We start from the raw sequence: 23,953 nt of genomic DNA, 5'->3' as shown, positions 1-23,953 counted from the left end.
AAATTGGACCAATGATACATAAAATGGCGATTTTCCCAATGAGTCGGCGTCACGGACGCATGGCCCGTTCGAGCACGTCCTGGGCGCGCGACACCCCGCCCTCGTTCTCGAGGCTCCGGTAGATCGCCAGCGCCTGCTCGACCGGCTCCCGAGCCTCCTGCCGCCGTCCTGCGTCCACGAGGGCCTCGCCGAGGGTGCGCAGACTGCGAGCCAGCCACCAGCGGTCGCCGAGATCCTCGAAGTCCTTCACCGCGCCGCGCAGGGCCACGACGGCCTCCGGCGTACGGCCCAGCCGGGCGAGCACCTGGCCCTCCGACAGGCCCGTCCGCGCCACGCCCCAGGAGTCGCCGAGCTTGGCGAGCTGCTCCTTGGCCCGGCGCATGGAGACGTACTCCTGCAGGCCGTTCTGGGGGTCGCCGATCTCCCCCGCCGCCCGCAGGCACCGCGCCTCCTCCCACTCCTCGTGCCGGTCGCGGAAGGCCCGGATGGCGAAGCGGAGGGCGTTGCCCGCCAGGATGAACTTCCGCTCCGCCTCCATGGCCTCTCCGGCCGCCAGGTGGGCGCGGGCCTCCGCGGCCAGCACCTCGCCGAGAACGCGCTGGGTCTGGGCCTCCGAGTAGCGGTTGCCGTCCGCCTGGAAGACGCCGAGCGAGTCCTCCAGCAGCTTCCTCGCCTCACCGTGCCGCCGCTGGGCCAGTCGGAGCTCGGCCAGGTTGCGCTGGGTCCTCGCCTGCCACCACTTGTCGTCCTCGGCCTTGAAGGCCGCGATGGCGTCGATCAGGTGGCCCTGGCCGCGGTCGAGGTTCCCGTCGCTGAACAGCGACATGCCCACCGACCGCGTGGCCCGTGCCGCCCACCAGGACTCGCCGAGGCCGGTGAAGATCTCCAGCGCCCCCTCGGCGTCGCGCCGGCCCTCCGCCGGCCGGCCCATGCCCCCCAGGACGGCCGACCGCTCCATGAGCGCGATCCCGAGCGCGCGGGGGTCGTCGGCCCGCGTCGCGGCCTCGCAGACGACGTCGGCCACCACCTGCCAGTCCGACCAGTACGCGCGCAGCGAATGGCAGAGCGAGCAGAACGCCCTGCCGGTCCCCCACGCCAGGTCCCAGAGCTCGGCCGCCCTCGCCATGTGGATCGCGGACAGCAGCGCCACGCGCTCGGAGGCGAACCACTCGGCCGACGACACCTCGGCCTCCGACTCGGGCCGGTTCGTCACCGGCCCCCTGCGCGTGCCCCTGCGGCGCCAGTCCTGCGGCCACCGGTCGGTCGCGGCGGCCTCCGCGCGGCGGCGATAGCCGTACAGGACCCGCTCGATGGCCGCGCGGCGGTGGCTCTCCGGCTCCTCCTCCATGGCGAGCTCGCGGGCGAACAGGCGCACCAGGTCGTGCAGGCGGTAGCGCATCTCCCCCGTGCCGTCGCGCCCGGAGCACTCGGCCAGCTGGGTGTCGACCAGCGCCTCCAGTTGGTCGGCGCCGTCCAGCACCGAGGTGTCGAGCAGGTCGCCGGCCACCCAGCCCTGCACGTCGGGCGCGGTCAGCAGGCCCATGAGCCGGAGCAGGCGGCGCTGGACGTCGGTGCAGTCCTCGTAGCTGAGCTGCAGGGAGGCGCGGACGCTCTTGTCGATCCGCCGCCCGACCTCCAGGTGGTCGAGGCGGCGGCGCTCGTCACCCAGCCGGTCGGCCAGCTCCTTCAGCGACCAGTTCTCCCTCGTCGACAGGCGGCCGCCGCAGATGCTGATGGCGAGCGGCAGCCGGTCGCACAGCCGCACGATCGCGAGGGCGGAGTCGAGATCCCCCGCCACCCTGTCGTCGCCCGCGAGCCGGGCGAGCAGCTCGACGCCCTGCGCCTCGGTGAACGCTCCGAGCTGCCGGTCGTGACGGTTACGCAGGAACAGCGGCTGGCGGGAGGTCACGATGACCGCGCACCGGGGCTCAGGCGGGATCAGCGCCTTGACGTCGTCCCCGTTCTGGGCGTTGTCCAGAAAAATCAGGATCTGGCGGTCCTTGGTCCAGGTCCACCAGAGCTTCTGCAGCTCGGCGAGGCCACCGGGGTCCGTGGTGAGCCGGACGCCCAGGGCGCGCAGGAACCCCAGCAGCACGTCCTCCGGCCCGGCGGTGCCGTCCGGGCCGCGCAGGTCGAAGTAGAGCTGGCCGTCGGGAAAGGCGCCGATGATCTCGTGGGCGAACTTCGTCGCGAGCGCCGACTTCCCCACCCCGCCCTGGCCGTAGATCGACACCACCAGCGGCGAGTCGTCCCTACGGTCGGCGAACTGCTCACGCAGCTCGGCGAGGGCCTCCCCGCGCCCGGTGAAGTGGGCGATGGCGGGCGGAAGCTGGGCGGGAGGCGGAACCGCCTCGGGACCGCGCCGTACGGCCGGCTCCGCCTGCCGCGGCTCTGCGGTCACCCAGGCCAGCGCTCCGACCAGCACGGCGGAGACCACGGTGATCGCGACCCGGGCGCTGATGGGGAGCGTCCAGATGTTGAGGGAGGTGCCGAGCGCGCTGGCGACGGCGGCGATGAAGCCCGCGGCTGCCGGGCCCGCGATCGACTGCCGTCGCCGAACGGGAAGTTTGTCATCGTGCCTGGACCGGCGCATCCGTCGCGTCCTTCAGGGGCTGGGGTGTCAGGGCGTCGTCGACGATCGCATCTCACCCGCGATTCAAGCAGAATCGATCTACCTGTGCGCACCCGCGTGGCCATCCAGTCTCGCGTTGTCAAAACATCGGTAAGGTATGGCACCGCAGACGCTCTTCCCGCCGCGGGAGTCTTCCGCGGTCACATGTAGTGGAGGAACTGGATGGCACGGCCGGTTCACCGGTTGTCCGCGGTGTCCCTGGCACTCGCGGCGTCCATGATCGCGAGTGTGGTGGCCGCGGGCGCCTTCGCTCCGGCCGAGGCCCACCGCCGGGACGACGCGCCGACACCCGACCCGTCGCCGACTCCGACGCCCACACCGTCGACGCCCATACCGTCGACGCCCACACCGCCGGCGCCCACGCCGACCCCCCTGCCGTCCACGGCGACCCCGACCCCGCCCCCCGGTGACGAGCACCTGGTCGGCACCTGGTCGGCGGCGACCACCCGGGTGACCACGGCGGTCGGCGGCCAGACGGTCCGGATGGTCGTCCGGGCGAGCCTCGGCGGATCAGGGGCGCGCGTCCACCTGTCCAACGTCTTCGGCTTCGCTCCGGTGACGTTCGCGGACGTCCATCTCGGCGTTCACGGCTCAGGTGCCAAGGTCCGCGCGGGCACCAACCGCCCGGTGACGTTCGACGGCGACACGTCGGTGACGGTCCCCGCCGGGCAGAGCGTCTGGAGCGACCCGATGCCCGGGAAGGTCACCGGCGGCCAGGACCTCGTCGTCAGCGTCCACCTCCCCGACTACGTCCACGGCGTGACCGGCCACGACCGCGCCTTCGCGACCACGTACATGTCCGGTCCGGGCGACCACGCGGCGGAGGAGTCCGCGAAGGGGTACACCTACACCAGCAACCAGTGGTTCTTCGTCGACCGCGTCGCGGTCGGCACCGTGCCCGCGATCGGATCCGTCGCGGTGCTGGGCGACTCGCTCACCGACGGGACGGGGCAGGCGAACGACGCCAACCGCCGCTGGACCGACTATCTGCACCGGCGGCTGGCCGCCGGTCCCCGGCCGACGAGACTCGGCATCCTCAACGCGGGGATGGCGGGCAACCGGATCCTGCGCCCCGCCGTCGGCCCCAGCGGCATCGCCCGGTTCGAGCGCGACGTCCTTTCGCAGCCCGGTGTCCACACGGTCGTGGTCTTCGAAGGGATCAACGACATCTCCCGGGGGTCGTACGACTCGGCGAAGCCGCTGATCGACGGCTACAAGAAGCTGATCAAGGCCGCGCACGCCGAGGACCTGCGGGTGGTCGGCGCGACGCTGACCCCGTTCCACGGCTTCGGCAGCTGGACCAGGCAGAAGGAGCGGATCCGGCAGCAGGTCAACCGGTGGATCAGGACCAGCGGCGCCTTCGACTCCGTCGTCGACTTCGACAAGGCCGTCCGCGACCCCGGGTCTCCGCAACGGCTCGCCCGCGCGTACGACGACGGCGACCATCTGCACATGAGCGACGCCGGTCGCCGCCGGCTGGCCGACGCGGTGCCGCTGCGGGTGCTCTGAGTCCCGAAGAGCCTGGCGCGATCGCTACGGTATGACCATGGTCGCCCCTCTGGCCCCCGACGACCCGACCACTCTCGGCGCGTTCCGCCTGTCCGGACGCCTCGGGGAGGGCGGTCAGGGGGTCGTCTACCTCGCTCACGACGCCGCCGGCGAGCCCGTGGCCGTCAAGGTCATCAAGACCGGCCTCGATCCGGCCGTCCGCACCCGCCTCGCCCGCGAGCTGGACGCTATGCGGAGCGTGGCCCCCTTCTGCACCGCTCGCGTGCTGACCGCCGAGGTCGACCGGAGCGAGCCGTACATCGTGAGCGAGTACGTCGACGGGCCCTCCCTGCAGCAGCGCGTCGCCGAAGGCGGTCCGCTGCGGGGCGGCGAGCTGGAGCGGCTCGCGGTCGGCACCGCGACCGCGCTGACGGCGATCCACGCGGCCGGGATCGTGCACCGCGACTTCAAACCGGGCAACGTCCTGCTCGGCCCGGACGGCCCGCGCGTGGTCGACTTCGGCATCGCCCGGCAGGGCGAGAGCGAAACGATCACGGCGGGGCCGATCGGCACGCCGGCCTACCTGGCCCCCGAGCAGATCGCCGGAAGCCCGGCGAGCCCCGCGTCCGACGTCTTCGCGTGGGGCGCCACCGTCGTCTTCGCCGCGACCGGCCACCGGGCGTTCGGCGGGGACCACGTCGCCGCCGTGCTGCACAAGATCATGACGACCGACCCCGACGTCACGGGAGTCCCCGCTCCCCTCCGTGCGACGGTCGGGCGTTGCCTGGCCAAGGACCCGGCGGCACGGCCCACGGCCCGTGACCTGCTGCTCAGCCTGGTCGGATCCGCTCCCGACCCGCTCGTGGCAGGGGTGGCGGCCGCGGACGGCGGAGCCCACGGGGGCGTGCGAAGCGAGCCGGACGGGGACCGGACCCAGCCGCGGCGGGCGGACGGGCAGCCCATGGCACACCCCGCGAGCCCCCCGGAGGTCATGCCGGCGGGACGGCAGGACGTGGCCGCGCCGCGTGACGTGCCCGGTGGACCGGAGCCGCTGAGCACCGAACCCGGCGGCACGCGTCGCGGCTCGCGCACCCCGTTGATCGCCGGGCTGGCCGCGCTCGTGGCGGCCGTGGCGGTCGCGGCGGCGTTCCTTCTGCCCGGGCTGGTCACGCCGTCCGGCACCGGCGCGACGTCCGGCTCCACGACCCCCGCGGGCGCCCACAGCGCGGCCACTACGACGCAGGATCCCGCGACGCCCGGCACGGACGACCCCGCCGGCACGGACGACCCCACGGACTACGGTTACACCCCGGACCCGGGTGACGACCCGGACGACGGCGGCACGGGCGCGACCGTCCCCGCCGCCTTCGCGGGAACCTGGCGCGGGCACATCACCCCGACTCCGGCCGGCCTGACGGGCGAGTACGACGTCGAGATCGACCTGAAGGCCGGCGAGGACAAGGGAACGTGGAAGGAGCCGGCCAACTCCTGCGAGGGCACCCTCGCGCTCACCGAGGCGACCCCTTCCGCGCTGACCTTCGACCTGGTGGACGCCGGGCAGTGCATACCCGGCACCGTCCACCTCGAGCGCAAGGGCGGCGGCCTCTCGTACCGGTGGAACGACGCGCTAGGCGCGCTGGAGTACAACGGCGACCTGACCAAGGCGGGTTAGGCGCCCGCGCCCCGGGCATCGAGGTGTCCGAGCACCGGGGCCGGTTCAGGCGTCCCGCGTCCCCGTGGCCGTTTCGGCTGACCACCCCCGGCGGCCTCCTCAGGGAACCTCGCCCCGATGACCGCCTCAGGTGTGCCCCGGCGGTCAGCCGAGCCGGGTGACGAGGTCGGTGAGACGGTCGACGACCAGATCGGCTCGCTCCGCCTCAGGACGGGCGGCGTGGAGGAACCCCCACGGGCCACGGCGCAGGAGTGCGGCCCGCATGCCCGCCCTCATCGCGGGAAGCACGTCGTTGTCGAGTCGGTCGCCCACGTAGAGGATCTCCTCGGGCGCGCGCCCGGCCACCTCGGCGACCTTGGCGAAGAATTCGGGCTCCGGCTTCTCGACCCGCCAGCCCGCCGAGGTGTGCACGCCGTCCACGGGCAGGTTCATCGCGGTGAGCGCGTCATAGGCCTGCGGCGGCTGGTTCCCCGCGACGATCAGCTGGTATCCGGCGTCGCGGAGCGCGACGAGAGCGGGCCGCACGTCGGGGTAGAGGTCGTCCTCGTCGAAGTTCTCCCGCAGGCCGTCCGGATCGTCGGCGTGCCAGGCCGCGATCTCCGCACCGAGCTCGAAGCCCGGCCGGACCAGTTCGAACGCGTCGCGGAGCGGGCGGTCGAGAGCGGCCATTCCGCCGATGAGCCCCACGAAGGTCCCCCGGGGGACCCCCAGCCTGTCGGCCCAGCGCGTCCAGATGCGCGTCTCGTCGATCAGCGTCTCGCCCACGTCGAAAACCAGCGCCCGGATCACAGCCGTTTCCTTTTCATTCGTCACCATTTCGTCACTATCGCGGCCACTCTAGGGGGTGGTCTCCTCACCGTGGTCCACCCGTCGTAGAGTCCCCAATCGTGAGCAGAACGCGGTACGCCCTGAATGGCATGGTCTGCACGGTCGACCATCTCGCATCCGCCGCTGGGGCAGCCGTCCTCGATCGGGGCGGCAACGCGGTGGACGCCGCGATCGCGGCCAACGCCGTGCTCGCCGTGACGTCTCCGCACCTGTGCGGACTCGGCGGCGACCTTTTCGCCCTCGTCCACGACGGGTCGTCCGCCCACGCGCTCAACGCGTCGGGCCGATCGGGCTCGGGCGCCGACCCGGACCGGCTCCGGGCCGAGGGCCACGACCGCATGCCGCACCTCTACGACATCCGGTCGGTCCCCGTGCCGGGGTGCGTCGACGGCTGGTCGGCCCTGCACGAGCGGTTCGGACGGCTGCCGCTGCCGGAGATCCTCGCCCCCGCGATCCGCCACGCCACGACGGGCTTCCCCGCCTCGCCGCTCCTGGCGCCGGGCGGCGAGTTCATCGGCTCGCTCACGGGCGCGGGCGACTTCGCCGCGGCGAGGCGCACAGGTGATGTGATCCGCCGTCCCGGCGTCGCGAGGACGCTGGAGGCGATCGCCTCAGGGGGCCGGGCCGCCTTCTACGAGGGCGAGTTCGGCGAGGGCCTGCTCGCGCTCGGAGCAGGCGAGTACCTTCCCGAGGACCTGACCCGGCCGAACGCCGACTGGGTGGAGCCCATCCAGGCCGAGGCCTTCGGCCACCGGATCTGGACGATCCCGCCGAACTCGCAGGGCTACCTGCTGCCGCTGTCCCTGGCGATCCTCGACAAGCTCGACCTGCCCGACGATCCCGCTGACCCCCGGTGGGCGCATCTCCTCGTCGAGTCGGCCCGCGCGGCCGGCCACGACCGGCTCGACGTCCTCCACGAAGGGGCCACCGCACCCCTGGACTCGGCGGACGCCAGGCGCGCGATGATCGACCCCGAGCGGCGCACGCCGTTCATCGACCACACCGCTCCGGGCGACACCACGTACCTGTGCGTGGTGGACGGCGACGGCATGGGCGTCTCCCTCATCCAGTCGAACGCGGCGGGCTTCGGCAGCCTGATCTTCGAACCCGCCACCGGGATCAACCTGCACAACCGCGGCATCGGCTTCTCGCTCACGCCCGGCCACCCCGCCGAGTACGGCCCGCGCAGGCGGCCGCCCCACACGCTCTCCCCCGCGCTGATCACCCACCAGGACGGCTCGCTGCGGTCGGTCATCGGGACCATGGGCGGCGACGCCCAGCCGCAGATCCTGCTGCAACTGGTCACCCGGCTGCTGCGCCACGGCCAGACCCCGGGGCAGGTCATCGGCGCCCCCCGGTGGGCGCTCGGCGTCGACGGCGCCGACACCGGCTTCGACACCTGGCGGCAGGAGGCCGTCGTCGAGGTCGAGGACGGCGGGCCGTGGTCCGAGGGCCTGCGTGAGCACGGCCACCCGGTCACCGCGGTGGAGTACGGCTCCAACTTCGGCCACGCCCACCTGATCGACGTCCTGCCCTCGGGCGTCCTCGCCGGAGCCGCGGATCCGCGTGCCCTGATCGGCGCCGCCCTCGGCCGTTAGGCCGCTCAGATCGCGTCGATGGCCTTGCGGATGCGCTTCTCCGAGACGGGGGCGGGCGTGCCGAGCTGCTGCGCGAAGAAACTCACCCGCAGTTCCTCGATCATCCACCGGATGTCCCGTACGGCCTGCGCGTCCCGTTCCGCGGGCTTGAGCCGGTCGAGCAGGTCGCGATAGTCGTCCTCGACGTCGTGCACCCGGTGCATCCACTCACGGTCGCGGTGCGGGTCGTCGGGCAGCTTCTCCAGCCGCCGCTCGACCGCCCGCAGGTAGCGGTGCAGGTCGGGGAGCTTGTCGTAGCCCGTCTCCGTGACGAAGCCCGCGTAGACGAGCGCGTCGAGCTGCTCCCTGATGTCCGCGACGGAGTCGGCCGGACCGCGAAGGACGGTCTGCACCGAGTGCCAGGTGGCCAGGATCCGCTCGACCCTGGCGACGACCTCCTCCGTGGTGGCGAACAACGACGCGCGCACGTGGTCGTGCAGCCGCTCGAACCCGGCCTGGTCCCAGGCCGGTCCGCCCGCCTCGGCGATCAGCGTGTCGGCCGCGCAGGCGGTGCAGTCGTCGAACAGCTCGGCCGCGCCGCCGTGCGGGCTCCGGCTGAGCACGAGCTTCTGCGCGGTGCCCAGCCCGCGCAGGATGGCCTTGGCCGGGCTGACCGTGTTGAGCAGGACCAGCCTGCGGGTGCCCGCCCACATGGACCGCCGCTGCTCGGCCTCGGTCTCGAACATCCGGACCGCCACGCTGCCGGTCTCGTCGGCGAGCGCGGGATAGGCGCGCAGCCTGCCCCGCTCGAAGACCTTCGGCAACGTCCCGATCGTCCAGGTCCGCAGGCCCGTGCGCTCCAGGTCGTCGGCCGCCTTCGACAAGGTGGCGCGCAGCCGGGGGGCCAGTCTGCGCTTGAGCGCCTCGAGGTCCTTGTCCTCCGCGACCGGCCGCTTACTGTCGTCGACCACCCGATAGGTGATCCTCAGATGGTCGGGCACCTGGTCGGGGGCCCACGCCTCGCGGGGGATGGTCACGCCGGTCATCCGGTGCAGCTCCCGCTCCAGCGTGTCCAGGATCGGCTCGCTTCCCGGCTCCGCCCGTTCCAGTACGGCTTTCGCGAAGTTGGGGGCGGGCACGAAGTTTCGCCGCAGATGCTTGGGAAGCGACCTGATGAGCGCGGTGACCAGTTCCTCGCGCAGACCGGGGATCTGCCAGTCGAAGCCCGCCGGGTCGACCTGGTTCAGCACGTCGAGGGGGATGTGCACGGTGACGCCGTCGGCCGTGCTCTCGGGGGCCTTCTCGACGACGGCGGCCTTCTCGACGGCGGCGCCCGGCTCGAACCGGTACGTCAGCCGCATCCGCTGCCCGCTCTGCCCCCACGAGTCGGGATAGTCGCGGGCGCTGACCCCCGCGCCCGAGTTGACCAGCATCTCGGGCGTGAACGTGAGCAGGTCGGGGGTCTCGCGCGAGGTCTTCTTCCACCAGCTGTCGAAGTGACGCCCGGAGACCACCTCGGGAGGGACGCGGCCGTCGTAGAAGTCGAACAACGTCTCGTCGTCGACGACGATGTCCCGGCGCCTGGCCTTCTCCTCGAGCCGCTCGGCCTCCTTGAGCAGCTTGCGGTTGTCGTGGAAGAACTTGTGATGGGTCCGCCAGTCCCCCTCGACCAGGGCGTTGCGGATGAACAGCTCGCGGCTGAGCTCCGGATCGATGCGGCCGTAGGTGACCTTGCGTTCCGCGACGATCGGCACACCGTACAGGGTGACCTTCTCCAGGGCCATGACGGCGGCCTGGTCCTTCTCCCAGTGCGGCTCGCTGTAGGTCCGCTTGATGAGGTGCTGGGCGAGCCGTTCGATCCACTCCGGCTCGATCTTGGCGTTGACCCGCGCCCACAGCCGCGAGGTCTCGACGAGCTCGGCCGACATCACCCACAGCGGCTGCGCCTTCGCCAGGCCCGAGCCGGGGAAGATGGCGAACCGCGCGTTGCGCGCGCCGACGTACTCGGTGATGGGCCGGCGCGGCCCGTCCTGTTTGCGCTTGGCCTCGAGATCCTTGACGCCGATGTGCGAGAGCAGGCCGCTCAGCAGCGACTGGTGGATCCGCTGCGGGTCCGCGTCGACGCTGTTGGGGACGATGCCCAGGGTCTTGGCCACCTGCCTGAGCTGGCTGTCGATGTCCTGCCACTCCCTGACGCGCAGGTAGTTCAGGAACTCCGCCTTGCACATCCGGCGGAACGCGCTCGACGACAGCGCCCGCTGCTGCTCACGCAGGTAGTTCCACATGTTCAGGTACGTGACGAAGTCGGATTCCTTGTCGGCGAAGCGCCGGTGTTTCTCGTCGGCCGCCTGCTGCTTGTCCGCCGGTCGCTCGCGGGGGTCCTGGATCGACAGCGCCGCAGCGATGATCATCACTTCGCGCGAGCAGCCGTTCCCCTCGGCTTCGAGCACCATGCGCGCCAGGCGGGGGTCCACGGGGAGCTGGGCGAGCTTGCGGCCGAGAGGGGTGAGCTTTCCGTCGCCGTCGGCCAGCGCCCCCAGCTCCTGGAGCAGGTTGACGCCGTCCCTGATCTGCCTGCTGTCGGGCGGCTCGACGAACGGGAACGCCGCGATGTCGCCCAGCCCCAGTGACGTCATCTGCAGGATGACGCTCGCCAGGTTCGTACGGAGGATCTCCGGGTCGGTGAACTCCGGCCGCGAGACGAAGTCGTCCTCCGCGTAGAGCCGGATGCAGACACCGTCCGAGGTCCGGCCGCAGCGCCCGGTGCGCTGGTTGGCCGACGCCTGCGACACGGGCTCGATCGGCAGCCGCTGCACCTTGAGCCGGTGGCTGTACCGCGAGATGCGCGCCGTGCCGGGATCGATGACGTACCGGATGCCGGGCACGGTGAGCGAGGTCTCCGCGACGTTGGTCGCCAGCACGATCCTGCGGCCCCGGTGCGCCTGGAAGACGCGGTGCTGCTCGGCGGCCGACAGCCGCGCGTACAGCGGGAGGACCTCCTCGTCACGGCCCTTCAGCGCGTCCGCGGTGTCCCTGATCTCCCGCTCGCCGCTGAGGAAGACGAGGATGTCCCCGGGGCCCTCGGCGCACAGCTCGTCGACCGCCTGCACGATGGCCTGGGTCTGGTCGTCGTCCTCCTCGACGGGCCGGTACCGCACCTCGACGGGATAGGTCCGGCCGGACACCTCGACGATCGGGGCGCCCTCGGCGCTCCCGGGAGGGGCGAAGTGCCGGGAGAAGCGCTCGGGGTCGATGGTCGCCGAGGTGATGACGACCTTGAGGTCGGGGCGCCGGGGCAGGAGCTGCTTGAGGTATCCGAGGATGAAGTCGATGTTGAGGCTGCGTTCGTGCGCCTCGTCGATGATCAGCGTGTCGTACTGCAGCAGCAGCGGGTCGGTCTGCATCTCCGCCAGGAGGATGCCGTCGGTCATCAGCTTGACGAGGGTTCCGTCGCTGGAGTGGTCGGTGAAGCGGACCTTGTATCCGACCGCCTCCCCCATCGGGATCGACAGCTCCTCGGCGATGCGCTCGGCGACCGTGCGCGCCGCGATGCGCCGGGGCTGGGTGTGCCCGATCAGGCCGTGGACCCCGCGGCCCAGTTCCAGGCAGATCTTGGGCAGCTGCGTCGTCTTGCCCGAGCCCGTCTCGCCCGCGACGATCACGACCTGGTTGTCGCGGATGGCGGCGAGCAGGTCGTCCTTGCGCCGGCTGACCGGCAGTTGGGGCGGATAACTGAGAGACGGCACCGCCTCACGGCGGGCGGCGACCTTCGATTCCGCGGTCTGGATGTCACCCGCGATCTCGTCGGCGATGGACCGGCGTGACGCGCCGTCACGCACTTTGCGCATTCCGTCGAGACGGCGGCGGAGCCTGCGCTGGTCGCGCAGCATGAGGCCGGGCAGGCGGCCCTGGAGATCAGCGAGCGTGTTCATTCCATGCTCAAGGATAGGCAACCGCCCCCACCGCTTCGCCAGCTAATTTCCGCCGGCGACTTCGCGGGCGGGCCCGACGGGGTCGCGCGGGAGCGACCGGATCACTGTGCGGCCCTGCGGAACCGTCCCGGGCTCAAGCCGTAGCAGCGGGTGAACCACCGGGTGAGGTGGCTCTGGTCGGCGAACCCGGACAGCGTCGCCACCTCGCCGAGGGGCAGGCCCCGCGCGATCAGCCGGCGGGCCGTGCGCAGGCGCAACTGCCGCTGGTAGTCGCTGGGCGGCATGCCGTACACCGAGGTGAAGGCGCGATAGACGGCGAACCGGCTGTGACCGGTGACCGCGGCCAGGTCGTCGGCGGTCACGTCCGCCGGCACGGTGTCGCGGAGGTGCTCACGGGCCCGTTCCGCGATCCGCCTCACGTCCTGCGAGGTGGATCGGGCGGGCCGCCACGGCCGTCCGGTCGCGCGCCGGACGATCGCGAAGACCGCGCCGGCGAGCAGTTCGTCGCGGCGCAGCCGGTCGGCGCCGCCGAGCAGCGCGACGCCGAGCGCCCGCAGGCGCCGGGCGAGTACGGGGTCGTCGACGACCGGATGCTGGAACAGCGGCAGGCCGACGGGACGGTCGGCGGCGTCGGCGAGCATGCCGGCCATCAGCGAGGGGCCGATGTGGATCATCCGGTAGGTGAAGCCGAGTTCGTCCGCGGCGTGCCCGTCGTGCGGGTCGTCGGGGTTGAACGCCATGATCATGCCTGACGCGCTGGTGTGCGCCGACCCCCGGCAGGTGAACGACTGGGCGCCCTCCTCGGTCACGCCGAAGGAGTAGGTGTCGTGGCTGTGCCGGTGGTAGACGTGCCGGGCGAAGTGGGCGTGCATCGCCTCAACCGGCTGGTCGGCGGAGCGCCAGTAGGTGGACCAGTCCTGAACCACCCGTCCATTGTGCGGACACGCCGCCGGCGCGGCCAACCCCCGCCCGGGGGCGCACGAGCGTTCAAGACCCGGTACGGCGGGGCGGGCCAGCATGGGGCCATGCGTTTCGACACGAAGATCGGCATCGCGGTCCGCGGCGACCTCGAGGTGTGGCAGAAGCTGAACGTGACGGCGTTCCTGGCGAGCGCGGTCGCCGGCGGGGTTCCCGAGGTGATCGGCGAACCGTACGAGGACGGCTCGGGCACCGCCTACCTGCCGATGTTCCGCCAGCCCGTGCTCGTGTACGCCGCGGACGCCGACGGGCTCGCGCGCGTGCGTGAAGGGGCCGTGACGCGCGGCCTGGACACCGCCGTCTACATCGAGGAGATGTTCAAGACGGGCCACGACGTGGACAACCGGGCCGCGGTCCGCGCGGTCGCCGCCGAGCAGATGTCCCTCGTCGGGCTGGCCGTCCACGGGCCGAAGAACGCGGTCGACAAGACGCTCAAGGGCCTGCCGCTGCACCCGTGACCGGCCCCGCGCACCGGTTCAGGACCTCCGCAGGCGGGCCGGCTGGTACTTGTAGCCGACGTTGCGAACCGTCACGATCCGCCCGGCGTGCGGGCCCAGCTTGCGCCGGAGCCGCAGGACGTGGACGTCGACGGTCCTGGCGCCCTCGTCGCCGTACCTGTCCCAGATGGCGGACATCAACTGCCGGCGGTTGAAGACGCGGCCCGGCGCCGAGCACAGGTAGTCGAGCAGTTCGAACTCGCGGTAGGTGAGCTCGATCTCCACCCCGTCCACGCGGACGGCGCGGGAGGCCCGGTCCACGACGAGATCCTCCACCGGCGCGGGTGCCCGGCCCTGGCGGGAGACGTGGTCGCCGCGGCCGGGGTGAGCGGGAGCGGGGACCGGGGCGATCTCGTCAGACGGCGCCGTGTCCTGAGGAGCCCGCGCCGTGTCCTGAGCGGCCCGCACCGCGTCCAGAGCGGCCCGCGCGGTGTCCTGAGGAGCCCGTGCCGCCCTCCCGTCCGGCAGGCCGGCCCCTCGCGGCGGCCTGAGTCCCTCTACGGACGGCGATCCGCCGTCCAGCGGGACCATGTAGCCGACGATCACGAGCGCGGCGTCCGCCCCCGGCATGGGGAGCACGCCGAGCACGGTCCCCTCGTCCGCGGGTGCCGGGTCGTGACCGGGCTCGCGCTGATGCGCGACGAAATCCATCACGTGTGACATCTCGTGGTCTCTCCTTGCCTGAAGCATGTCCGGACGGGGTGATCCCGGCGATCGACAGGCGGCGCCGCGGACGCGGAGCGGATCGATGTGACGACGCTCGGTCAGCCCTCGCCATGAAGCCATGAAGGCATCGTGACGGATAATTCCCCGTTATTCAAGTAGGAATTAAGGGCTTAGTGCTCCCGAGTCACCGCGGCCATGGCCGCTCCGATGATGCCCGCCTCGTTGAGCAGTACGGCCGGCACGACCGGGGTGTCGCCCAGATCGATCAGCGGCAGGAACTTGTCGGCCTTCTTGCTGACGCCGCCGCCGATGACGATCAGGGAGGGCCACAGCAGGTCCCGCATGTGCAGGAGGTACTCCTGGACATGCTCGGCCCACTTCTCCCAGCTCAGTTCGTGCTTCTCGCGCACATGATCGGAGGCCCGGTGCTCCGCCTCCTTGCCGCGGATCTCGACGTGCCCGAACTCCGTGTTGGGCACCAACCGGCCGTCGGCGAACAGCGCACTGCCGATGCCGGTGCCGAAGGTCAGCACGAGCACGGCGCCCGAGCGGCCGCGGCCCGCGCCGAAGGCGACCTCGGCGACGCCCGCCGCGTCCGCGTCGTTGAGCAGGGCGACGCCGGAGCCGAACAGCTCCTCGCCCTTGACCCCGATCCACGATCGGTCGACGTTGGCGGCGGTCCTGATGACGCCGTCCAGCACCACCCCGGGGAAGGTCAACCCCACGGGCCCCGTCCATGAGAAGTGCTCGATGATCTGCCGTACGACCGCCGCGACCGCCGCCGGCGTCGACGGCTCCGGCGTCGGGATGCGCAGCCGCTCCCGCGTGAGCTCGCCGGCCGACGTGTCCACGGTGGCGCCCTTGATTCCAGAGCCGCCGATATCGATGCCCAGCGCTTCCATCGCTACCTCCCGAGTTTCGCCGATCAACGCTACCCGCAGAGCGACGTCGTAAGCATGCCGCACGGCTGGGGCGACCACTCAGCGTGTCACTCCTGGGGGCACTGGGTAGCGAGGTAAGGAGGAATCACCACGAGGGGGACAAAATGATCCATACTCTCCACCGAATGGGCGTCCGCTCCCACATGATGTACACGGCCGGCATCGCGTCCATCGGCCTGACGGCCGCCTCGTGGTTGCTGTCGAAGCGGTACGAACGGGCGGGCGTGAACCGGGCGGACCACTGGGGCCTGTTCGTGGGCGAGTGGGCGCCGACGTTCTTCGCGATGGGCGTGGCCCTTCGCATGGAGGAACTGCGTGAGGGCGGGGAACGCCGGCCGAAGGAGCGCGGGGCGGAGGAATGGGAGGACCCGAACATGGAGCGGGGGATCCGCACGCCCTCCCGCGCGGGCGTCTAACCGGCGGCCCAACGGCGGGCGAGGTCGCGGCGTGGCTGCGTGGCCGTCCCGCGCGGGCGCACACGACGCGTGTCCTCGCCGTCGAGGGGAGGTCGGGGGCGGGCAAGTCCACCTTCGCGGCCGCCGTCGCCGCCGCGCTCGGCGCCGCGACGATCCGGATGGACGACCTCTACGACGGCTGGGACGGCCTGGCCTCCGGGATGGACGCGCTGCTCGAATGGGTGCTGCGCCCCCTCGCCTCCGGCGGGCCCGCGCGCTGGCGGCGCTACGACTGGGATCGGGGCGGGTACGCGGAATGGCATGAGGCCCCGCCTTCGGCCGCCCTCGTCGTCGAGGGCGTCGGATCCGGCGCCGTCCGGGCCGCGCCCTACCTCAGCGGCCTGGTGTGGCTGGAGGCGGCCTCCGGCGTGCGCAGGGCCCGGGCGCTGGCGCGCGACGGCGACGTCTACGCACCGCACTGGCGGCGCTGGGCACGCCAGGAGGACGAGTACTACGCGGCCGATGACGTGCGGTCACGCGCCGACCTGATCATCGACACCGGCTGACCGGCGAGCGTGGCGCCGTGGAGGGGCGGACGGCGGAGTTAGGCTCACTCAGGTGACCGATCTCGCGGAATTCGCCGGCCTCGTCTCCGGTGACCACGGCCTCTGTGTGGTCTCGACCCTGCGCCCCGACGGTGGCATCCGCTCCTCCGTGGTCAACGCGGGGGTACTCGATCATCCGGCCACCGGCCAGTCGGTGGTCGGGTTCGTCGCGCGGGGAACCGCCCGGAAACTGGCGGACCTGCGGGCCAGGCCGAACGCCACCATCGTGGTGCACAGCGGCTGGCAGTGGACGGCGGCGGAGGGCGGGACCGACCTGGCCGGGCCCGACGACCCGCTCGCCGGGATCGACGCGGAGGGACTCCGGCTTCTGCTCAGGAAGATCTTCAAGGCGGCGGGCGGTACCCACGACGACTGGGACGAGTACGACCGGGTCATGGCCGAGGAGCGGCGCACCGCCGTCCTGCTGACTCCTCGGCGCGTGTACTCCAACCCCTGACCTGCAGGGGAACACCCGATCGAACGGACGCCCGCAGTGGCCGAACGGCCCTGGCACCCGGGACCTCCGCCCCCTGTGCGCCGAGCCGTCCTCCGGTGAAATGGCGGTGGGGGCCGCGTCACCGCCGCGAGGGGGGCTGATCATGCACATGAAGGTGCGGGACGTCATGTCCAGGCAGGTCGTGTCCGTCAACGGCTGCACGTCGTTCAGGGACGTCGCCGAGGTGCTGCTCACCTACGGCGTGAGCGCCGTGCCGGTGGTGGACGGCGAGGGCCACGTGCTCGGCGTCGTGTCGGAGGCCGACCTGCTCCACAGGGAGGAGTTCAGGGAGCAGTTCTACGGTGAGGGCTACCGCCCTCCCGTGCGCGTGCGGCTCCGTGAGCGCGTCCGCTCGCCCTCCAGAAACGTCGCGGCCAAGGCCCGGGCCGAGACCGCCGCCCAGTTGATGACGGCGCCCGCCGTAACGGTCAGGCCGCACACCAACGCCGTGAGCGCCGCCAGGCTCATGAGCGAGCACGGCGTCAAGCGGCTCCCCGTGGTCGACGACGACGGGCGGCTCGAGGGCGTGGTCAGCCGTACCGACCTGCTCAAGACGATCGTCAGGAGCGACGAGGAGGTCGCCCGCGAGATCCGCGACGACATCGTCGAGGGTGCCCTGTGGGCGGACACGTCGCACGTCCACGTGGCGGTCTCCGACGCGGTGGTCACGCTCAGCGGCACGGTGCCCCGTCGTGGCGACGTCATGACGCTCGTACGGATGACCGAACGCGTCAACGGCGTCGTCGACGTGGTCGACCGGCTGACCTGGGAGCGTGACGACACGCTCGAGAACGAGTGACGCGAACGACGACGGCCGGTCAGGCGTGTCAGGGCCGGACCACGGCCACCGGGCAGTGGGCGTGGTGCAGGACTCCCCTGCTGACCGATCCCAGCATCACCGACCCGAGCGCGCCCCGGCCGTGTGAGCCCACCACGAGCAGGTCCGCGGCCTCGGAGGCGTCGGTCAGCGCGTCGACCGGGTGCGCGCACACGACGTCCTCCATGATCGTCACGTCGGACTGCCGCCGCCAGGGCGCGAGTTTCTCCGCCGCCACCTTGTGCTGGGCCTCGCGCACCCCGTCGATGTCGTAGCCGATCTCGGGGGCGAGCGCGTGCACCGGCAGCTGCCACGCGTAGACCGCCCGGAGCGTGCTGCCGCGGGCCTCGGCCTGCGCGACCGCGTAGGCGATCGCCGCCTCGCATTCGGCCGAGTCGTCGATGCCGACGACCACCTCGCCGTGCGTGTCCTTCCATCCGGGACGCACGACCACGACCGGGCCGTGCGCCTGACCGGCGACATGGGTGCTGACGGAGCCGATCAGGATGCCGGTGAACCCGCCCAGTCCGCGGGTTCCGAGCACGATCTCGGCCGCCTCCTTGGCCTTGTCGCGCAGGATCTTGGCGGGCAGCCCCTCGATGATCTCGATGCTGACCGGCACGTCAGGCTGGCGCTTGTTGGCCACCGTCTCGGCCTCGGCCAGCGCCCGCTCGGCGTGCATCGTCAGGGGGTCGCCCGCGGTGGTGGGGAACTTCACGATGCCGTACGCCCAGCGGTCGACGACGGACACCAGGCGCAGCGGGCGCCTCTGACGGGCGGCGTCGTCGGCCGCCCATTCCACGGCGGCCAAGGCGGCGGGTGAGCCGTCGGCGCCGACGATGATCGGATCAGGCATGGGCTTTCCTTCCTTTCACCTGGCGTTCCCGCGCGGGTCCGGCCGTACCGGGCCGAAAGTCCCTTCCGGCCGCGCCCGCCCCGGAGAGATGCTGAGTCGGGGGTGTTCGCCATGGAAACCAAGCGATGGACGGTCGAGGTCTTCCTCACCGAGGACGAGAACGACGACGTCACCACCGCGACCGCGGTGCTGTACACCGACGCGGGACGCAGGCACGAGAGCGTCGCCCATGCCCGGCGCAATCCCTCCGACCGCCCGGTGCCGGAGATCGGCGACGAGCTCGCCGTCGGCCGGGCGTTGTCGGATCTGGCGGCGAAGCTGATCGGCGACGGCGCCGAGGACGTGGCCCAGATGGCCGGAGCGGTGTCGCGCGAGCGCCGCTGACGGCGTCCCGGTCGTGGGCGGCATGCTCACAGGAGCGGGCCGGCGCCACGCCGGCCGGCGATGAGTCCTGCTGCGCCCATCTCCCGGGCCAGCCACGCGAGCGCGGCCGTCCCGTCCCGTAGCCCGTCGTGTGCGCCACCCCCCACCGTCGCGGCTCCGCCTGGAACCCCGTCGAAAATCGCTCCGGTCTCCGCCGTCACCCCCGGTGCAGGAGCGCCGTCGGCCCCGGAGGCCGCAGGAGTCGCGTTCGCCGCCCCGGCGCCGTCGCCCGCCGCCCTCTCCGGATCACCGGCCGGTACGGCTCCCGCGGCGTCAGAGCCGTTCGAGGCCGCCAGGACGCTCGGCCCCGCGGCAGCGCCGGGCGTGCGCCCGGGACCGGCGGGGAGCCCGTTGGCCGGCATCATCCCGTCCACCTGCGCGGGGCCGTTCATGACGGCCATGCCGGCCGGCGACGGCGCGAAACCGTCCTGCGGGGCGTAGCCGTTCATCGGCGCGGTGCCCGCCGCGGGACCCGCTCCGGCCGCCTGGGCGTGCCCTGCCCCGCCGGTCTGATCCGCACCCACCTGATTGGGGCCCATCTGATTGGGGCCCATCTGGTTCGGGTCGGCCTGAGCCGGGCCGAGCGCCGTCAGCCCCGCGAGGACCATCTCGGCGGTGAGCTCGACGGACCACCTCCGCACCTCCTCGGGCTGCGGCGTCACCTGGGTGAGCGCCGGGCCCAGAGCACGCAGCACGTTCGGCAGCCCCGCCCCCGTCCGGTACGGATCACCCAGGTCGAGCGCCTGGCAGCTGGACCTGATGACGTGGAAGAGCCGGTCGACGCGGCGGGCGTCGCGCCGGACGTACGCGTGACGGAAGTCCTCATGATGGGCCAGCACGAGCGCGGCCAGCCCGGTGACGTGCGGCGCGGCCATGGACGTGCCGTCCCAGGCCGCGTAGGTCCCCGGAGGGACGCACGACGGCACCGCGACTCCGGGGGCGCACACGTCAACCTCGGGCCCCCGGCAGGTGAACAGAGGAGAGAAGTAGCCCTCCCCCGTCACCGGTCCCCGGACCTCGGCGGCGTGCCCGGTGCCGTCGGGGAACGTCCCCAGTTTCCCGATCGCGGCCACGGTCAGCACGGTCGGCAGAGTGCCGGGGAAGCACACGGAGCCTCCGTCGCTTCCGGCGGCGACGACGCAGGCCACCCCCGCCCGGCGCGCCTCGTCGATCTTCGCGGCGACGAGCCGCGACGGATGGCGGCTGCCGAGGCTGAGATTGATCACGTCGATCCGCTGGTCGATGCAGTAGTCGAGCGCCTCGATGAGGTCGCTGAAACGGCCGCCCGGGAAGATCTTGCAGGCGTGGACCTCGGCCTCCGCGGCGAATCCCACGATCCCCCGGCCGTCGTCCCCGCCCGCGATGATCCCGGCGCAGTGAGAGCCGTGATGGGCGGTGTCGTCGGCCCAGCCGTCGGGCTTCCCACCCGCCAGGTCGATCCCGCACGTCACCTGTCCGATGAGGTCGGGATGCTCGGTCGCCGCCCCCGAGTCGATTATCGCGATCTTGGCTCCCGCGCCTCTGAGAGCACGTGGGAGGCGGTCGAGATCCATCGCCGTCTGCCCCCAGCCGAAGACCTGCCGTCCGGGGAGTCCTTCGAGCCCTTCGGACAACGTCTCCGGCTCGATCAGGTTCTCCCGGCTCGACGAAAGGGCCGGGCGCTCCACGTACACGCTCCAGTGGCCGGATCGCGGGGTGACGAGGACGCTGACGATCGACTCCGCCGTCTCGCCCGCCATCGTGACCGTGGCACGGCCGTCCGGCCCGGTCACCGCCTGCGCGGGCAGCCCGGAACCGGTCAGCACGACGACGGCGCCCGGCACCGGCGCGCCCGCGGAGTCCCGCACCAGGAAGGCGAAGGTGCTCTCGATCCCCAGGGGCGGCGCGGCCGGCGCCGGTTTCCTCCTTCGGGGCGGCACCGGCACCTCGCTGTAGGTCAGCAGCCGGTCGCGCTCGATGTGCAGCTGCGGCAGCCGCCGCCGCAGCTCCGCCGCGTGCTCGGCGGTCATGTCCACGACCACGACGGAGGGGAAGGGACGGCCTCCCGCGCCCGGCTCGCCGGACCTCGCCGGGAGCCGCCGGCGCACGCCGACCTCGGGATCGCCCTCGAGCAGCCGCAGCAGCCCGTCGGCGTCGAGGACCGCGCCGGTCGCTCCCGCCTGCGGACGGGCCTGGGGCGGAGGCAGCGCGACCATGTACCGCAGCGGGCGCGGCAGCACCGGCTGCGGGCCCTGCCGCGACGTCTGCCGCGACCGGTTCGCACCCGTCGGGCGCGACTGCCCGCTTCCGTTCTTGGGCTTGTCGTCAGTGGTCACTGCGTCCCGACTTTCCCCAGCTCAGGCTGGTCTACTGGCCGCACCCCCACGGCTCGGCCGAGGTCAGGCGAAGGGCCGGGTCACCGGAGCGGCGGACCAGTGACCGGCGTTGATGCTGTCGAGCACCGACTGGATCTGGGCCACGCACGCCTCGTGCTGCCCGGCGCGGTAGAGCTGCACCGCCCGCACGACCAGAGGCACGACCCCGGCGACCTGCGGCGCCTGTGGAACGGTCGCCTGCAACCAGGCGTAGAGCTGCTGCAGGCTCATGGCGCAATGCACCTGCAGGAGGCCGGACGGTCCGGGCGACCCCGGGTCCGGCGTCGTCGCCGGACCCGGGGCCGCATCCGTTCCACCCGAGCCGGCGCCGGGCCTGAGCGGCCCCTCACCGATCGAGTCCACCTCATGTCCTCCGCTCAGAACCCGGAGCCGGCGGCCACCGGTACCTGCTGGTGGGACACCTGGCCGGCCTGGCCGAACGGGACCGGCACCTGCTGGTGCGGCGCCTGGCCGAACGCGACCGGCACCTGCTGCTGCAGGTGGTGCAGGACGGCCTGAGCCGGCTGCTGGAAGGGCTGGGCCTGGCCGAACGCCAAGGCCACCTGCTGCAGCGGCTGCGGCAGGTGCTGGGCCATCTGCTGTGCCATCTGCTGTGCCGCCTGCTGTTGGGCGGCCTGCTGGAACGGCGTCACCTGGCCGAGCTGCTGGAAGGCCGCCTGCTGAGCGGCCACCTGCTGGAACTGGATGCCGTCGAGGATCTGCCTGACGACTGCGGCGCCGTGCCGGGCGCCGATGTGAGCGACCTTGTTCCAGAAGGTGGCCGGGCTCAGGACGTGTTCCTGGGGCAGGACCTGCTCGTCCTGCGGCGCCACGGCCCCGAACGGCGACATCTGCTGCAGGGCCTGAGCCTGCTGCAGAGCCTGAGCCTGAACATGTGCCTGCTGCAGGGCCTGGGCCTGAGCCTGCGCCTGCTGAAGGGCCTGGGCCTGAGCGTGTGCCTGCTGCAGGGCCTGAGCCTGCTGCAGCACCTGGAGCTGTTGAAGCGCCTGCAGGTGCGGCGCGTTGATCGAGGATGCCGGGGACATCTGACCGAGGTGCTGAGGAGAGAACTGCTGGGATCCGAATCCCAGCGGCATGGCCATGGACGTCGGGTTCATCGTCGTGAACGTCATAGTGTCTCCTTCGAGCCAGGTAGGTCTGGCTCATCGCCCATGCGATTACATAACGTGACAATTCAGACACGCAATGCGAAGAGCGTAATGATATGACTAAGCCTGAATTGATCCGCTTTGTCGCTGCTCGATGAGATCAACACGAAGATCCCGGAAGGCCTCGCCGGTCACCCAGCGTCACCATGTGGAGGAAGCGCCGATGAACGACCTGCCCATCTGCCTGACCTGCGGCGTCCAGTACGCCGGCCCGCGTGAGGACTGCCCGATCTGCGAGGACGAGCGGCAGTACGTCGGCTGGGACGGCCAGCGATGGACCTCCCTCGACGAGTTGCGCCGCGCGGGGCATCGGGCGCGGATCGAGGAGGAGGGCCCGGGCGTCGTCGGCGTCGGTACGGACCCGGCCACGGGGATCGGCCAGCGGGCGCTGCTGGTCCGTACACCCGCGGGGAACGTGTTGTGGGACATGGTGACCTACCTCGACGACGACGTCATCGGGCAGGTGCGCGACCTCGGCGGGGTCAGCGCCATCGCGATCAGCCACCCGCACTACTACGGCACGATGGTCGACTGGGCCCACGCGTTCGGCGCACCCGTCTACATCCACGCGCTCGACCGCGAATGGGTGGCGCGTCCCGACGACTCGGTCGTCTTCTGGGAGGGCGACACCCACGTGATCGGCGACGGCCTCACCCTCGTCAACGCCGGCGTCCACTTCGCCGGCGGGCAGGTGCTGCACTGGCGCGACGCCCCGGGCAGCGCCGGCGCGTTGTTCTCCGGCGACATCCTGCAGGTCGTCAAGGACCGCCGATGGGTGGGCTTCATGTACAGCTACCCGAACCTCATCCCGGAGCGGCCACGCACAGTGCGCCGGGCCCTGTCGCTGCTGGAGCGGTACCCGTTCGACCAGGTCTACGGCGCGTGGTGGCGGCACGTGGTGCGCACCGACGGGTCGGAGGCCGTCCGCCGGTCCGCGGCGCGCTACCTCGACTTCGCCCTGGACGACGCGCCGCTCGAATGACCGGCCGGTCAGAAGCCCAGGTCGGAGAGCCCGGGGTGGTCGTCGGGCCGTCGGCCGAGGGGCCAGTGGTAGGCGCGCTCGGACTCCTCGATGGGCAGGTCGTTGATGCAGGCCAGCCGTACGCGCATGAGGCCCAGCTCGTCGAACTCCCAGTTCTCGTTGCCGTAGGAGCGGAACCAGTTGCCGCTGTCGTCGTGGCACTCGTAGGCGAATCGCACGGCGATGCGGTTGCCGCCGAAGGCCCACAACTCCTTGATCAGGCGGTAGTCGATCTCCCGGGTCCACTTGCGGCGCAGGAACGCGACGATCTCGTCCCGGCCGGTGAGGAACTCCGAGCGGTTCCTCCAGCGGCTGTCCGTCGTGTAACCGAGCGCCACCTTCTCCGGATCGCGTGAGTTCCAGGCGTCCTCCGCCAGGCGGACCTTCTCCACGGCCGTCTCATGGGTGAAGGGCGGGACCGGAGGGCGAGTCATGCGTGCTCCTGGGTGCGCTCGGGATGACCGCCCGCGCCGCACGTGGCCAGGCTCGGTCCGGCTGACGGACAAAACGCCCGCTCACCGGCCAACGTATCCCCCGGCGGCCACGCGTCCCGGCCGTACCCGCTCAGGGACCCGCAAGGTTTCGGCCAAGGGCCGCCCCGCGGCC

Annotated in this window: 21 protein-coding genes; 10 read left to right on the top strand and 11 right to left on the bottom strand. The window is 72.0% G+C overall.

Annotation, left to right across the window (positions count from 1 at the left end; genetic code table 11):
- Positions 1 to 49: 49 nt before the first annotated feature.
- Positions 50 to 2,593, bottom strand: coding sequence for an ATP-binding protein (locus Pph01_RS16090; protein ID WP_204073893.1), 2,544 nt, complete (start codon positions 2,591 to 2,593; stop codon positions 50 to 52).
- A 201-nt stretch (positions 2,594 to 2,794) separates the two neighbouring features.
- On the opposite strand from Pph01_RS16090, the gene Pph01_RS16085 reads away from it, so the two are divergent.
- Together Pph01_RS16085 and Pph01_RS16080 are read left to right on the top strand one after the other, a co-directional pair.
- A complete protein-coding gene (locus tag Pph01_RS16085) occupies positions 2,795 to 4,141 on the top strand; it encodes an SGNH/GDSL hydrolase family protein (RefSeq protein ID WP_204073892.1) in 1,347 nt (448 codons plus the stop codon).
- Positions 4,142 to 4,178: 37 nt separating this feature from the next.
- Positions 4,179 to 5,792 carry a serine/threonine-protein kinase gene (locus Pph01_RS16080; RefSeq protein WP_204073891.1) on the top strand — a complete coding sequence of 538 codons (1,614 nt, stop codon included), beginning with the start codon at positions 4,179 to 4,181 and terminating at the stop codon, positions 5,790 to 5,792.
- A 144-nt stretch (positions 5,793 to 5,936) separates the two neighbouring features.
- Here the strand turns inward: Pph01_RS16080 and Pph01_RS16075 are convergent, their stop codons facing one another.
- On the bottom strand, positions 5,937 to 6,581 hold the full coding sequence (locus Pph01_RS16075) for an HAD family hydrolase (RefSeq protein WP_239116740.1): 645 nt from the start codon (positions 6,579 to 6,581) through the stop codon (positions 5,937 to 5,939).
- Between the two features lie 98 nt (positions 6,582 to 6,679).
- Here Pph01_RS16075 and Pph01_RS16070 point away from each other — a divergent pair, with 98 nt between their 5' ends.
- Positions 6,680 to 8,218, top strand: coding sequence for a gamma-glutamyltransferase family protein (locus Pph01_RS16070; RefSeq protein WP_204073889.1), 1,539 nt, complete (start codon positions 6,680 to 6,682; stop codon positions 8,216 to 8,218).
- A gap of 5 nt (positions 8,219 to 8,223) precedes the next feature.
- On the opposite strand, the gene hrpA is transcribed toward Pph01_RS16070, so the two are convergent.
- Both hrpA and Pph01_RS16060 read right to left on the bottom strand, forming a co-directional pair.
- Entirely contained in the window at positions 8,224 to 12,129 is a 3,906-nt protein-coding gene (gene hrpA / locus Pph01_RS16065; RefSeq protein WP_204073888.1) for an ATP-dependent RNA helicase HrpA, read from the bottom strand.
- A gap of 101 nt (positions 12,130 to 12,230) precedes the next feature.
- Positions 12,231 to 13,055, bottom strand: coding sequence for an AraC family transcriptional regulator (locus Pph01_RS16060; protein WP_239116739.1), 825 nt, complete (start codon positions 13,053 to 13,055; stop codon positions 12,231 to 12,233).
- Positions 13,056 to 13,154: 99 nt separating this feature from the next.
- Between Pph01_RS16060 and Pph01_RS16055 the strand changes: the two genes are divergently transcribed.
- Positions 13,155 to 13,565, top strand: a complete 411-nt coding sequence (locus Pph01_RS16055; RefSeq protein ID WP_204073887.1) for a DUF2000 domain-containing protein — start codon at positions 13,155 to 13,157, stop codon at positions 13,563 to 13,565.
- A gap of 18 nt (positions 13,566 to 13,583) precedes the next feature.
- Here Pph01_RS16055 and Pph01_RS16050 read toward each other — a convergent pair whose 3' ends face one another.
- The gene (locus Pph01_RS16050) at positions 13,584 to 14,267 is read right to left on the bottom strand and encodes a winged helix-turn-helix domain-containing protein (RefSeq protein WP_204073886.1); all 684 of its coding nucleotides are present in this window, start codon (positions 14,265 to 14,267) and stop codon (positions 13,584 to 13,586) included.
- Between the two features lie 173 nt (positions 14,268 to 14,440).
- Positions 14,441 to 15,172 carry a polyphosphate--glucose phosphotransferase gene (gene ppgK, locus Pph01_RS16045; protein ID WP_204073885.1) on the bottom strand — a complete coding sequence of 244 codons (732 nt, stop codon included), beginning with the start codon at positions 15,170 to 15,172 and terminating at the stop codon, positions 14,441 to 14,443.
- A 164-nt stretch (positions 15,173 to 15,336) separates the two neighbouring features.
- On the opposite strand from ppgK, the gene Pph01_RS16040 reads away from it, so the two are divergent.
- The 4 genes from Pph01_RS16040 (at position 15,337) to Pph01_RS16025 (ending at position 17,506) form a co-directional block, all read left to right on the top strand.
- Positions 15,337 to 15,627, top strand: coding sequence for a hypothetical protein (locus Pph01_RS16040; RefSeq protein ID WP_239116738.1), 291 nt, complete (start codon positions 15,337 to 15,339; stop codon positions 15,625 to 15,627).
- Positions 15,570 to 16,172, top strand: coding sequence for a nucleoside/nucleotide kinase family protein (locus Pph01_RS16035; protein WP_239116737.1), 603 nt, complete (start codon positions 15,570 to 15,572; stop codon positions 16,170 to 16,172). Before Pph01_RS16040 ends, Pph01_RS16035 begins: the two co-directional genes overlap by 58 nt.
- A 52-nt stretch (positions 16,173 to 16,224) precedes the next feature.
- Entirely contained in the window at positions 16,225 to 16,668 is a 444-nt protein-coding gene (locus Pph01_RS16030; protein WP_204073884.1) for a pyridoxamine 5'-phosphate oxidase family protein, read from the top strand.
- A gap of 166 nt (positions 16,669 to 16,834) precedes the next feature.
- On the top strand, positions 16,835 to 17,506 hold the full coding sequence (locus tag Pph01_RS16025; protein WP_239116736.1) for a CBS domain-containing protein: 672 nt from the start codon (positions 16,835 to 16,837) through the stop codon (positions 17,504 to 17,506).
- Between the two features lie 28 nt (positions 17,507 to 17,534).
- On the opposite strand, the gene Pph01_RS16020 is transcribed toward Pph01_RS16025, so the two are convergent.
- The gene (locus Pph01_RS16020; RefSeq protein ID WP_204073882.1) at positions 17,535 to 18,380 is read right to left on the bottom strand and encodes a universal stress protein; all 846 of its coding nucleotides are present in this window, start codon (positions 18,378 to 18,380) and stop codon (positions 17,535 to 17,537) included.
- A 111-nt stretch (positions 18,381 to 18,491) separates the two neighbouring features.
- Here Pph01_RS16020 and Pph01_RS16015 point away from each other — a divergent pair, with 111 nt between their 5' ends.
- The gene (locus tag Pph01_RS16015) at positions 18,492 to 18,764 is read left to right on the top strand and encodes a DUF1876 domain-containing protein (protein ID WP_204073881.1); all 273 of its coding nucleotides are present in this window, start codon (positions 18,492 to 18,494) and stop codon (positions 18,762 to 18,764) included.
- A gap of 26 nt (positions 18,765 to 18,790) precedes the next feature.
- On the opposite strand, the gene Pph01_RS16010 is transcribed toward Pph01_RS16015, so the two are convergent.
- The 3 genes from Pph01_RS16010 to Pph01_RS16000 all read right to left on the bottom strand — a co-directional run bounded on the left by Pph01_RS16010 (position 18,791) and on the right by Pph01_RS16000 (position 22,290).
- Positions 18,791 to 21,118, bottom strand: a complete 2,328-nt coding sequence (locus tag Pph01_RS16010; RefSeq protein WP_204073880.1) for a S8 family serine peptidase — start codon at positions 21,116 to 21,118, stop codon at positions 18,791 to 18,793.
- Between the two features lie 63 nt (positions 21,119 to 21,181).
- Positions 21,182 to 21,388 carry a hypothetical protein gene (locus Pph01_RS16005; RefSeq protein ID WP_204073879.1) on the bottom strand — a complete coding sequence of 69 codons (207 nt, stop codon included), beginning with the start codon at positions 21,386 to 21,388 and terminating at the stop codon, positions 21,182 to 21,184.
- Positions 21,389 to 21,534: 146 nt separating this feature from the next.
- Entirely contained in the window at positions 21,535 to 22,290 is a 756-nt protein-coding gene (locus Pph01_RS16000) for a hypothetical protein (protein ID WP_204073878.1), read from the bottom strand.
- Between the two features lie 199 nt (positions 22,291 to 22,489).
- Here Pph01_RS16000 and Pph01_RS15995 point away from each other — a divergent pair, with 199 nt between their 5' ends.
- Positions 22,490 to 23,308, top strand: coding sequence for an MBL fold metallo-hydrolase (locus Pph01_RS15995; RefSeq protein WP_204073877.1), 819 nt, complete (start codon positions 22,490 to 22,492; stop codon positions 23,306 to 23,308).
- A gap of 8 nt (positions 23,309 to 23,316) precedes the next feature.
- Here the strand turns inward: Pph01_RS15995 and Pph01_RS15990 are convergent, their stop codons facing one another.
- Entirely contained in the window at positions 23,317 to 23,781 is a 465-nt protein-coding gene (locus Pph01_RS15990) for a nuclear transport factor 2 family protein (RefSeq protein ID WP_204073876.1), read from the bottom strand.
- Between the last annotated feature and the right edge of the window lie 172 nt (positions 23,782 to 23,953).

It is taken from the genome of Planotetraspora phitsanulokensis (genome assembly GCF_016863295.1).
In the GTDB taxonomy this organism is placed as follows: Bacteria; Actinomycetota; Actinomycetes; order Streptosporangiales; family Streptosporangiaceae; genus Planotetraspora; species Planotetraspora phitsanulokensis.
The sequence above is the reverse complement of the archived record's forward strand: the minus strand, read 5'-3'. Positions and strand labels throughout refer to the sequence as shown.

What these genes read in the sequence shown, in the direction of transcription:
- Pph01_RS16090 (WP_204073893.1), bottom strand. Translation starts at nt 2,593, where the DNA reads ATGCGCCGGTCCAGGCACGATGACAAACTTCCCGTTCGGCGACGGCAG.
- Pph01_RS16085 (WP_204073892.1), top strand. Translation starts at nt 2,795, where the DNA reads ATGGCACGGCCGGTTCACCGGTTGTCCGCGGTGTCCCTGGCACTCGCG.
- Pph01_RS16080 (WP_204073891.1), top strand. Translation starts at nt 4,179, where the DNA reads ATGGTCGCCCCTCTGGCCCCCGACGACCCGACCACTCTCGGCGCGTTC.
- hrpA (WP_204073888.1), bottom strand. Translation starts at nt 12,129, where the DNA reads ATGAACACGCTCGCTGATCTCCAGGGCCGCCTGCCCGGCCTCATGCTG.
- Pph01_RS16055 (WP_204073887.1), top strand. Translation starts at nt 13,155, where the DNA reads ATGCGTTTCGACACGAAGATCGGCATCGCGGTCCGCGGCGACCTCGAG.
- Pph01_RS16050 (WP_204073886.1), bottom strand. Translation starts at nt 14,267, where the DNA reads ATGTCACACGTGATGGATTTCGTCGCGCATCAGCGCGAGCCCGGTCAC.
- ppgK (WP_204073885.1), bottom strand. Translation starts at nt 15,172, where the DNA reads ATGGAAGCGCTGGGCATCGATATCGGCGGCTCTGGAATCAAGGGCGCC.
- Pph01_RS16040 (WP_239116738.1), top strand. Translation starts at nt 15,337, where the DNA reads ATGGGCGTCCGCTCCCACATGATGTACACGGCCGGCATCGCGTCCATC.
- Pph01_RS16035 (WP_239116737.1), top strand. Translation starts at nt 15,570, where the DNA reads ATGGGAGGACCCGAACATGGAGCGGGGGATCCGCACGCCCTCCCGCGC.
- Pph01_RS16025 (WP_239116736.1), top strand. Translation starts at nt 16,835, where the DNA reads ATGTCCAGGCAGGTCGTGTCCGTCAACGGCTGCACGTCGTTCAGGGAC.
- Pph01_RS16020 (WP_204073882.1), bottom strand. Translation starts at nt 18,380, where the DNA reads ATGCCTGATCCGATCATCGTCGGCGCCGACGGCTCACCCGCCGCCTTG.
- Pph01_RS16015 (WP_204073881.1), top strand. Translation starts at nt 18,492, where the DNA reads ATGGAAACCAAGCGATGGACGGTCGAGGTCTTCCTCACCGAGGACGAG.
- Pph01_RS16005 (WP_204073879.1), bottom strand. Translation starts at nt 21,388, where the DNA reads ATGAGCCTGCAGCAGCTCTACGCCTGGTTGCAGGCGACCGTTCCACAG.
- Pph01_RS16000 (WP_204073878.1), bottom strand. Translation starts at nt 22,290, where the DNA reads ATGACGTTCACGACGATGAACCCGACGTCCATGGCCATGCCGCTGGGA.
- Pph01_RS15995 (WP_204073877.1), top strand. Translation starts at nt 22,490, where the DNA reads ATGAACGACCTGCCCATCTGCCTGACCTGCGGCGTCCAGTACGCCGGC.
- Pph01_RS15990 (WP_204073876.1), bottom strand. Translation starts at nt 23,781, where the DNA reads ATGACTCGCCCTCCGGTCCCGCCCTTCACCCATGAGACGGCCGTGGAG.